This is a genomic window from Paenibacillus sp. AR247 (genome assembly GCF_002968895.1).
GTDB lineage: Bacteria > Bacillota > Bacilli > Paenibacillales > Paenibacillaceae > Paenibacillus_AQ > Paenibacillus_AQ favisporus.
Window position 1 is genome coordinate 52,404 of record NZ_PCZT01000009.1, and the last position, 9,464, is coordinate 61,867.

8 protein-coding genes and 1 pseudogene are annotated in these 9,464 nt (G+C 49.4%); all 9 read left to right on the forward strand.

Annotated features, from left to right (window positions below; genetic code table 11):
• Positions 1–380 (forward strand): nitroreductase family protein (locus tag CPT76_RS08010; RefSeq protein WP_181152738.1); only part of this gene is annotated, 380 nt, incomplete at its 5' end.
• Between the two features lie 122 nt (positions 381–502).
• Positions 503–904, forward strand: coding sequence for a winged helix-turn-helix transcriptional regulator (locus CPT76_RS08015; protein WP_105442538.1), 402 nt, complete (start codon positions 503–505; stop codon positions 902–904).
• A 44-nt stretch (positions 905–948) separates the two neighbouring features.
• The gene (locus tag CPT76_RS08020; protein ID WP_105442539.1) at positions 949–1,497 is read left to right on the forward strand and encodes a cysteine hydrolase family protein; all 549 of its coding nucleotides are present in this window, start codon (positions 949–951) and stop codon (positions 1,495–1,497) included.
• Positions 1,498–1,847: 350 nt separating this feature from the next.
• Positions 1,848–2,486 carry a glycoside hydrolase family 11 protein gene (locus CPT76_RS08025; protein WP_105442540.1) on the forward strand — a complete coding sequence of 213 codons (639 nt, stop codon included), beginning with the start codon at positions 1,848–1,850 and terminating at the stop codon, positions 2,484–2,486.
• 158 nt (positions 2,487–2,644) lie between these two features.
• On the forward strand, positions 2,645–3,487 hold the full coding sequence (locus CPT76_RS08030) for a formylglycine-generating enzyme family protein (RefSeq protein WP_105442541.1): 843 nt from the start codon (positions 2,645–2,647) through the stop codon (positions 3,485–3,487).
• Positions 3,488–3,654: 167 nt separating this feature from the next.
• Positions 3,655–4,521, forward strand: coding sequence for a phosphosulfolactate synthase (comA, locus tag CPT76_RS08035; protein WP_105442542.1), 867 nt, complete (start codon positions 3,655–3,657; stop codon positions 4,519–4,521).
• 212 nt (positions 4,522–4,733) lie between these two features.
• A pseudogene (locus CPT76_RS08040) lies at positions 4,734–5,558 on the forward strand (aldo/keto reductase).
• Between the two features lie 255 nt (positions 5,559–5,813).
• Positions 5,814–6,881 carry a stalk domain-containing protein gene (locus CPT76_RS08045; RefSeq protein ID WP_181152739.1) on the forward strand — a complete coding sequence of 356 codons (1,068 nt, stop codon included), beginning with the start codon at positions 5,814–5,816 and terminating at the stop codon, positions 6,879–6,881.
• 123 nt (positions 6,882–7,004) lie between these two features.
• Positions 7,005–9,260, forward strand: a complete 2,256-nt coding sequence (locus tag CPT76_RS08050) for an ATP-binding cassette domain-containing protein (protein ID WP_105442544.1) — start codon at positions 7,005–7,007, stop codon at positions 9,258–9,260.
• Positions 9,261–9,464 lie beyond the last annotated feature (204 nt).

The window sequence follows — 9,464 nt, forward strand, 5'->3', positions numbered from 1 at the left end:
TCTTTGGGGGCATGAAATCTTATGAGTATGCGGAAGAGATTTTCAATACGGCAGTGGAACAGGGGAAAATGCCGCAGGAAGTCCGGGATCGGCAATTGGAAAGCATTCTTACGATCTATCCTACGCTTCCTAAAGAAGTTGTAAATGACATTGTAAAAGTGGATAGTGGATTGCTGGCCATGCAGCTCATGCTCACCGCCAGAGCTCATGGTTATGATACCAATCCTATCGGTGGATTTGAGACTGATCAAATCGCAGCTGCTTTCGGATTAGATCCGGAGAGGTATGCTCCGGTACTCATTCTTGCCATCGGTAAAGCCGAAGAAGAAGGTTATGAGTCCGTTCGTTTGAGCGCTGATAAGATCACCTTTTGGAAATAAATAGTTTATGTTTTGCCGTAAAATGAACAAAGGCCTGGGTTACGAATCCAGGTCTTTGTTTGTTAATATGTATGAGAACGGATGGATATCTGACCCAGAGAACATGGATGGAGGTGAATTTCATGATGATTCGGGAGCAGTGCACCTGCCCGCTGGAGGTTGTTCATGACATCATCAAAGGGAAATGGAAAACGATGATCATTTATCAATTGAAAGACGGAAATACGTCCCTGGCCCAACTGGAACGGGATATTGACCAGATTACCCAAAAGATGCTGCTGCAGCATCTTAAAGAATTAATTTCCAGCGGGATCGTAGATAAAATCAAAACGGAAGGGTACCCGCTGCATGTAGACTATTTTCTGACCGAGCGGGGAAGAAGGCTGTTGGATGCGGTACTCATTATGCAGGAGATCGGAATTGATTATATGGTGGAACGGGGACAGACGGAGCTTCTGGACCGCAAAGGCATCCCATACCCACAAAAAGTGGGTAATTCACCATTCATGATACCGATATTATAATGCGGTAAGAAACTACTCTTACAAATTAAAGGAGACCATGACTCATGAATACCGCATTCATAATGGTAGACATTCAGAAGGATTATTTTAAAGGGGGCCGAAACGAGTTATTCCGTCCCGACAAGGCACTAACCCATGCGCAGGAAGCTTTAACTCTGTTCCGGGGCAAGAAGTTACCGATCGTTCATATTCAGTGTATCCTTTTCGATGACAACGCCACATTTTTTCTTCCCGGTACGGAAGGGATTCAACCGCATGAAGGCATCTTACCCGAGCCTGGAGAAAAAGTGATTGTAAAGCATACGCCGGACAGCTTTTTCCAAACGGAGTTACAGCAGTATCTTGAATCGCTGAATGTAACCCGGTTAGTCATTTGCGGCATGATGAGCCACATTTGTATCGATTCTACCGTAAGATCCGCAAACCGCCTGGGTTATGAAGTTCTCGTGCTTGATGATGCGTGCACAACCAGAGATTTACTCTGGAAGGGTGCCATGATTCCTGCACAAACCGTTCATGATGCGTTTATGGCATCCTTGGACGGCACTTTTGCTCAAGTGATCCCAACCAGCCTTCTCTGTGAGCGGATCTAAGCTTCATACATAGACTTTAATTAGTCGACACGTCGTATAATAAGATTCAAAGGGTTACCCAAAATATTCTCTATTAACGTACCCATGGTCCAAAAGCTTATAAAAGCGCGGTCCATGGGTGTTTTTTTGTGCCCATTTTTCCGAGATGGTCCGTCGGTTTCTAAAAATTGTAAGAAAATCTATATATCATGTTTAATTTGCGAAGTGTTATGTAACCGCTGTCATTTTATAATTTTCACAGAAAGGAGGAAAGGAAAAAGAGAAGGACTAGCCGTGTTGAGCACAGCAGAGCCAAGAGAATCCTATGGCAGACGGTTGTAAGGTGCAAAAAAAACATGAGGAGGCAGTTTATGTTGAAACGGAGTAAAAAATGGTTAACGGTCGTTCTTGCAGCTACCATGAGTCTTGGGTTATTTGCAGCTACCTCAAATGCAGCCACGACGGACTATTGGCAAAATTGGACCGATGGCGGGGGCACGGTTAATGCCGTCAACGGATCCGGCGGAAATTACAGCGTGACCTGGCAAAATTCCGGGAACTTTGTTGTCGGCAAGGGCTGGAATACCGGATCGCCTAACCGGACGATTAACTATAATGCCGGCGTCTGGGCGCCGTCCGGAAATGGATATTTGACGCTCTATGGATGGACAAGAAACTCCCTCATTGAATATTACGTCGTGGACAGCTGGGGAACTTACCGGCCTACCGGAACCTACAAAGGAACGGTGACGAGTGATGGGGGCACATATGATATTTATACGACCATGCGGTATAACGCGCCATCCATTGACGGCACACAAACCTTCCAGCAGTTCTGGAGTGTCCGGCAATCGAAAAGAGCGACAGGGGTCAATTCTTCCATCACGTTCAGCAATCACGTCAACGCATGGAAGAACGCAGGCATGAATTTAGGCAGCAGCTGGGCTTATCAGGTATTGGCAACGGAGGGATACCAGAGCAGCGGAAGCTCTAACGTAACCGTGTGGTAATCAGCATGAAGCTGCTTTTCATAAATCATACACATTAATCATACCAGACATGTTGAAGGCCGTTTGCCATCAGACGAACGGTCTTCGACGTTGACGGATACTGGCATCGGTCCGCCGCGGTCTGTCTTTTTCCTATTCGTCCTAAAGGAGAAATCCCTATGAGAAAGCTATGGGTTTGTATTTTACTCGCAGCTATGTTTTTGGCCAGCGCTTGTTCACAAGAAGAAACGGGCAAGCAGGAAGATATGGTGTACGTTAAAGGCGGGACTTTTAAGAGCAATGGCTCCAACTATACTGAAACAAGCATGACCCTTTCAGACTTTTATATCGGCAAATACGAGGTTACACAAGCGGAGTGGGCCAACGTCATGGGCGGCAACCCCTCAGCATTCAAAGGCGATCAGCTGCCGGTAGAGATGGTAAGCTGGTATGACGCCGTGGAGTATTGCAACAAACGAAGTATCCAGGAGGGCTTAAAACCGTTTTACAACATAGACAAGGATCATAAAGATCCGAACAACATAAACGAAAACGATCAAATAAAATGGACCGTAACGGTCAATCAGGAAGCGAACGGTTACCGGCTGCCTACAGAAGCTGAGTGGGAATATGCCGCAAGCGGAGGTCTGGAGGGCAAAGGGTTCAAATACAGCGGAAGCAATAAAGCCGAGGATGTCGCATGGTATTGGAGAAACGCCGGGGATAAATATTTATCAGGGGATTGGAACTGGCCGGTCATCGAGAGCAACCACAACCGGACGAAACCGGTCGGTACCCGGAAATCCAACGAGCTGGGTCTTTACGATATGTCCGGCAATGTAAGGGAATGGTGCTGGGACTGGTTTGGCGACGGCACGGTTCGTCAAGGCGGTTCCTTCCGGGTTGTGAAGGGGGGCGGCTGGATCGGGGATATCAGCAACACTGAGGTTTCATTTCGAGGCAAATTCGATCCCAACGGATTCGGCCCCGATCAGGGATTTCGTGTCGTCCGCGGGAAATAGGAGGGGAAGCCTTCTTTGTTTGTTGAGGAGCCAACTGCCTAATTCTCCGAAGCATTCGTCACGGTATAGATCACTCGGACCTGGGCACGTGTCATGCGTCCCCCGCATATGATATGCATGTCATGGGATTCAAACGACAAACCAAAAAGAATTGAGGGAGATCCAACATGAACAACTCCATGCGTGCAGTGTGGCCCAGGGAGTTACGTGACCCGAGCGGGACCCGCTTCGATTCCGACATGGAAAAGAAAGACGCAGCCGTTTCTCGGGATCCGGACCGGGGATTGACGATGGTCATCGATAAAGGCCTCGGCAGAAATACGTTCGCAGATGTGATCGAAACCGCCTCACCTTACATCGACTGCATCAAATTTGGATTTGGGACGGCCCCGCTGTATAGGACGGATATGCTTCTGTATAAAATCGGCCTTGCCAAACAGCACGGCATATCCGTAATGACAGGCGGCACTTTGCTGGAAATTGCCGTTCAGCAGGATATCGTGCCTGCGTTCTTTGATACGGTGTGCAATCTTGGTTTTAATGCGCTCGAAGTATCCGACGGTACGATCGAACTGTCCCGCCAAAAACGCACGGAGCTGATCCAGGAAGGAAAGAAGCGCGGACTTCGGGTCTTTTCCGAATTTGGAAAGAAGCTGTCCGGTTCCTTGATTGATGCCGCTATTCTTGCAGATACCGTGGAATTGGATCTGGCTGCAGGAGCCGAATATGTTACGGTTGAAGCCCGCGAGTCGGGGGTCAGCGTCGGCATTTTCGATAAACACGGGGAATGCAGGGAAGATGTGGTGGACGACATCCTCAAATTCGTTTCGGATCACCGGGCCCTGATTTGGGAGGCGCCCCTTAAAAACCAACAGGCCATGCTCCTGCACAAATTCGGATCCAATGTTCACCTGGGAAATATCGCTCCGACTGAAGTCATGGCACTTGAGACACTCCGGCGCGGACTTCGCCAAGACACGTTTGAATTCGGCCTCAAGGAGAAAACGCCGGATGAATTTTGTTATATGATTTAACAATGACTGCGGCCGCGTAAATCGCGGCTTGTTTTTTTGTGATGACATCCCTAAATCCCATAAAGACCATAAAAAATAATGAACAATCTCGACAAATCTGTCCAGTATTAAACAAATCCCGTATATTTAACAATTGCATGTTCGTTTATAGGAATTATAATGGAAGTCGACGATTAGCGCTTACATAACAATCCGAAACGGAGGCCTGATTTATGGATTACATGAAGCTCGGTAATACGGGTATGGATGTCTCGCGGATATGCCTTGGTTGTATGAGCTTCGGCGAAGTGCAGCCGGGAGGGCATCAATGGGTGCTTGATGAGGAGCAAAGCCGCCTGATCATTAAAAGGGCTCTCGAGCTCGGGATCAACTTTTTTGATACAGCGAATGTCTATTCCGGGGGAACCAGCGAAGAGATCACTGGACGCGCATTAAAGGATTATGCGAATCGGGACGAGATTGTCCTCGCCACCAAGGTCTGGGGGCGCATGCATCCAGGCCCCAACGGTGGGGGGCTCTCCCGGAAGGCGATTATGAGCGAAATCGATAAAAGCCTGAAAAGACTAGGCACCGACTATGTAGATCTCTACATTATCCATCGCTGGGATTACAACACGCCGATTGAAGAAACGATGGAAGCCCTGCATGATGTAGTGAAGGCTAGGAAAGGCCAGATATATCGGTGCTTCCGCCATGTACGCGTGGCAGTTTCAAAAGGCGCTGCATACGGCAGAGAAACGACGCACAGATCGGAGACCGATCAAGTCCAAAAATCCAAGTACGATGCGACGGCGGATGTAGACCGGCTGGTCGTTGAGCGAGTGGCCTCGATTGCAGAGAAACGCGGTGTACCCCGTATCCATATCGCGCTAGCCTGGCTGCTGCAAAAGGAATCGGTAGCTGCCCCAATCATAGGGGCGACGAAAATCGGCCAGGTTGAAGATGCTGTAGGAGCACTTTCCGTTAAATTATCTCCGGAAGAGATTGCATTTATGGAAGAACCGTATGTTCCGCATCCGGTTGTCGGAGCGCAGTAAAAAAAGAAAAGGCAGCTCACTTGCTGAGCTGTCTTTTTTTGTGTGGATCAGCGGGTTTCGGCGGACATCCAACTAGTTGCTATTCGATCCCGTTAAATAAGTATAAGATAGTATTTTCTGATGAAGGGATGGTAGGACATGAAGAAATGGTTGTGCCTGATATTAACAGGAGTTGCAGCTTGTAGTATCGGAGCAAGTGCCCTTGCAGATTCCGCCCCCACAACTGCAGCGGGGCCGAAGGGCGATGTAGCGAAAATGTACAGAGTCAAGCACGAAATGAAATTTGATCTTCAAGGGAAAAAGGCGACGCTTGACGGGAAGGTTATATCTGCGGATAAGCCGATCCTGAAAGGGGGGCGGGTATATGTTCCACTCCGTACCCTTCGGCAGTCTGGTGCGGTGGACACCGTGACCTGGAATGCCGATAAACGGGAGGTACAAGTTGTAGTCCATCCTGAGCTGCTGTCTACATTCAGCCGGCTAACCTTCCGAATCGGCTCGGAGGACGTATACCGTCCGGACGGAAAGCCGATCGGCGAAAAAATTCCGGCACCGTTTCTATCTTCGGGAAAGGCTTATGTACCGATTCGGGCGTTATCCTGGCTTGGATTGGCGGTCTCAACCGTGAATGACACAGTGAGATGGAACTGGAGCGATAAAGTTATCGAGGTGCTGAATCCGGAATGGGAGACGGATCAAGACAGCACCACGTTTACCATGCTGTATCAGAAGGATATGTACACTCCGCAGTACATGTTCTCATACGGTGAAGCGGGTTGGTTGGGAGGCACAGGCAAGCTCACGCAAAAGGATATATCCATGGATGGACGGTTGTATAACCGTATTCAGTTTACAGTAAATTTGCGCCCAGGTCCCAATCCCGTGATGCTCACAGCAAATTCGGCAGGAAGCAAGGTAGTTACAGTGAGGAGGAATGTAACAAATCTTGCCTCGCTGCCAGTCACGATCGTGGGAGAAGGGAAAGAAAACATTGCCTTCACCAGTCCGACTCAAGGCTATATTCTAGCGGAACCGAATCAAAAGATAGATATGTCAGGAGATATCCTGCAGCATAACGACCTGTATGATAAGCTGACCGTGAGTGTCGAACAGTATCAACAATCAAGCGAGGAAGTGTATCAGCAATATGAAAAGGTGAAAAGCATTGAGCTGCCCATTAAGGACCAAGCATTCGCAGGTTCGTTTACTTTAAGCGAGAAGGGCAGCTACCTGATCAGAGTACTCAGTCCTGCGTATATTTCTTCCGTAGAATCCAGGCAAATGATGACACAATGGGCTGAGTTCGTGGTCGATGTGGAATAGTGAGCCGACATATACCAAGGGACGCGGCATCCTTTTGCACGATTCATAGACTTTCTTTGGGCAATGAATGGTACAATACGAATGGAATAAATAGAAATGATCACGAACGGAAGGATGTTAGCCATGAGCGAATCGAATCAGGAATATATCGTCATCTCGGCTGCGAGGGAAAACAATCTCAAAAACGTTTCCCTGCAAATACCCAAACGGAAAATTTCGATATTCACCGGGGTATCCGGATCAGGCAAGTCATCGATCGTTTTCGATACGATTGCCGCAGAATCTACGCGATTGTTGAATGAGAATTTCAGCATGTTTGTACGCACGTTCCTGCCCAAATATCCGCAGCCGGATGCGGATGCGATCGAAAACCTGAGCATGGCTGTCATAGTCGATCAGAAGCGGCTGGGCGGAGGGTCCCACTCCACAATGGGAACTATTACCGATATTTCACCCATACTCCGGCTGCTTTTCTCCAGAGTGGGTCAGCCTTATGTCGGAGGGGCGAACATGTTCTCGTTTAACGATCCGCAAGGCATGTGTCCCGAATGTAACGGAATTGGCCGCAGCCTCGGGGTCGACATGAGCAAAGCGGTGGATATGTCCAAGTCGCTCCGGGAAGGGGCCATTATGCTGCCGGGATATACGGTGGACGGATGGGAATGGAACATGCTTATCCAGTCGGGCTCCTTTGATCCGGATAAGAAGCTCAGCGACTATTCGGATGAAGACTTGGAGCAGCTGCTGTATGGCAAGGCAAGAAAAGTGAAAATGGATTTCGCAGGTAAGGCAACCAATATTACCGTCGAAGGCGTCATTGAGAAGTTCACCAACAAATATATCAAACAGGACGTAAAGACAAAGTCTGAACGCACGCAGCAGACCGTTGCTCCGTTCATGACCGAGGGGCCCTGCTCCAGCTGTCACGGCGCAAGGCTTAGTCAAGCGGCGCTGGGCTGCAAAATTAATGGACACAACATTGCGGAGCTGTCTTCCATGGAAGTCGGGCATCTCATTCGCGTGATTCGGGAGATTGACGATGCCGCGGCAGCGCCGATGGTCAAGTCGCTGTCGGAACGGCTGCAGCATCTGGTGGATATCGGCCTTGATTACTTGACGCTGGACCGTGAGACAGATACTTTATCCGGCGGAGAGTCGCAGCGCGTCAAAATGGTCAAGCACCTGAGCGGAAGCCTGGTGGATGTCACTTATATTTTCGATGAGCCCAGCGTCGGACTCCATCCTCGCGATGTGCACCGGTTAAATGAACTGCTTCAGAAGCTGCGCGACAAAGGCAACACCGTCCTGGTAGTTGAGCATGATCCCGATGTCATCAAAGTAGCGGATCATATCGTCGACGTCGGTCCCCATGCCGGCAGCCGCGGAGGAACCATCGTCTATGAAGGAAGCTACCCCGGTCTGTTGGAATCCGGCACATTGACGGGTACTCATATGAAGCGTCAGCTCCTGCTCAAGCAAGATTGCAGGCAGCCATCCGGCAAGCTGTCCATCCGGAATGCCAATCTGCATAACTTGCAGAACGTAAATGTCGATATACCAACCGGGGTTCTGAACGTTATAACCGGCGTCGCCGGCTCTGGGAAAAGTACCCTCATTAACGATGTATTTCTCAGTCAGCATCCGGACGCCATCGTCATCGACCAATCGGCAATCGGCGTGTCGACACGCTCAAACCCTGCAACCTACACAGGCATATTGGATGATGTGCGCAAGGCGTTTGCTTCCGCGAACAAGGTGAGTCCAAGCTTGTTCAGCTTTAACTCCAAGGGGGCCTGCGAAAATTGCCAAGGGCTGGGCGTGGTGTACTTGGATCTTTCGTTTTTCGAGAGCGTGAAGCTGCCATGCGAAGTCTGCGGAGGGAAACGGTTTAAGGAAGAAGTGCTCGAATACAAGCTGAATGGCAAGTCCATAGCCGAAGTGCTTGAGATGACGGTCGAGCAGGCTTTGGCATTTTTCCAGATCAAAGAGGTCGTCCGCAAGCTCCAGGCCATGAGCGATGTGGGACTGAACTACATCACCCTCGGCCAGCCGCTCAGCACGCTCTCTGGCGGGGAATGCCAGCGTATCAAACTGGCTAGCGAGCTGCATAAGAAAGGCAGCATCTACGTGATGGACGAGCCGACGACCGGCCTGCATATGTCGGATATCGGCCACCTGCTTGGGATCATGAACCGCCTGGTGGATGCCGGAAACACGGTGATCGTCATTGAGCATAACCTGGAAGTGATCAGCCAGGCGGACTGGATCATCGATATGGGACCGGACGGAGGCAGCAAGGGCGGACAGGTGGTGTTCGAAGGCACGCCGCAAGAGATTATCCAGGCGGAGCAGTCGATCACGGGAAAATACTTGAGGTAACCATCCAATAAACAAACGACGGCTTGATCATAAGGTATTAAAATAACATCACAGCAATGAGGAGGTGGCAATCGATGTTAAGTGAGAACAACGAAAATAAACTAAAGAGGATCATCCATGAAACAGCAATTCGGGCATGCATTGGATTATCTAATGGAGAGCGTTCGCCAAGGCATTCGTTTGAGCAAAAGTAGGGTAGAAGAT

What these genes read in the sequence shown, in the direction of transcription:
- CPT76_RS08020 (WP_105442539.1), top strand. Translation starts at nt 949, where the DNA reads ATGAATACCGCATTCATAATGGTAGACATTCAGAAGGATTATTTTAAA.
- CPT76_RS08015 (WP_105442538.1), top strand. Translation starts at nt 503, where the DNA reads ATGATGATTCGGGAGCAGTGCACCTGCCCGCTGGAGGTTGTTCATGAC.
- CPT76_RS08030 (WP_105442541.1), top strand. Translation starts at nt 2,645, where the DNA reads ATGAGAAAGCTATGGGTTTGTATTTTACTCGCAGCTATGTTTTTGGCC.
- CPT76_RS08025 (WP_105442540.1), top strand. Translation starts at nt 1,848, where the DNA reads ATGTTGAAACGGAGTAAAAAATGGTTAACGGTCGTTCTTGCAGCTACC.
- CPT76_RS08045 (WP_181152739.1), top strand. Translation starts at nt 5,814, where the DNA reads ATGTACAGAGTCAAGCACGAAATGAAATTTGATCTTCAAGGGAAAAAG.
- CPT76_RS08050 (WP_105442544.1), top strand. Translation starts at nt 7,005, where the DNA reads ATGAGCGAATCGAATCAGGAATATATCGTCATCTCGGCTGCGAGGGAA.
- comA (WP_105442542.1), top strand. Translation starts at nt 3,655, where the DNA reads ATGAACAACTCCATGCGTGCAGTGTGGCCCAGGGAGTTACGTGACCCG.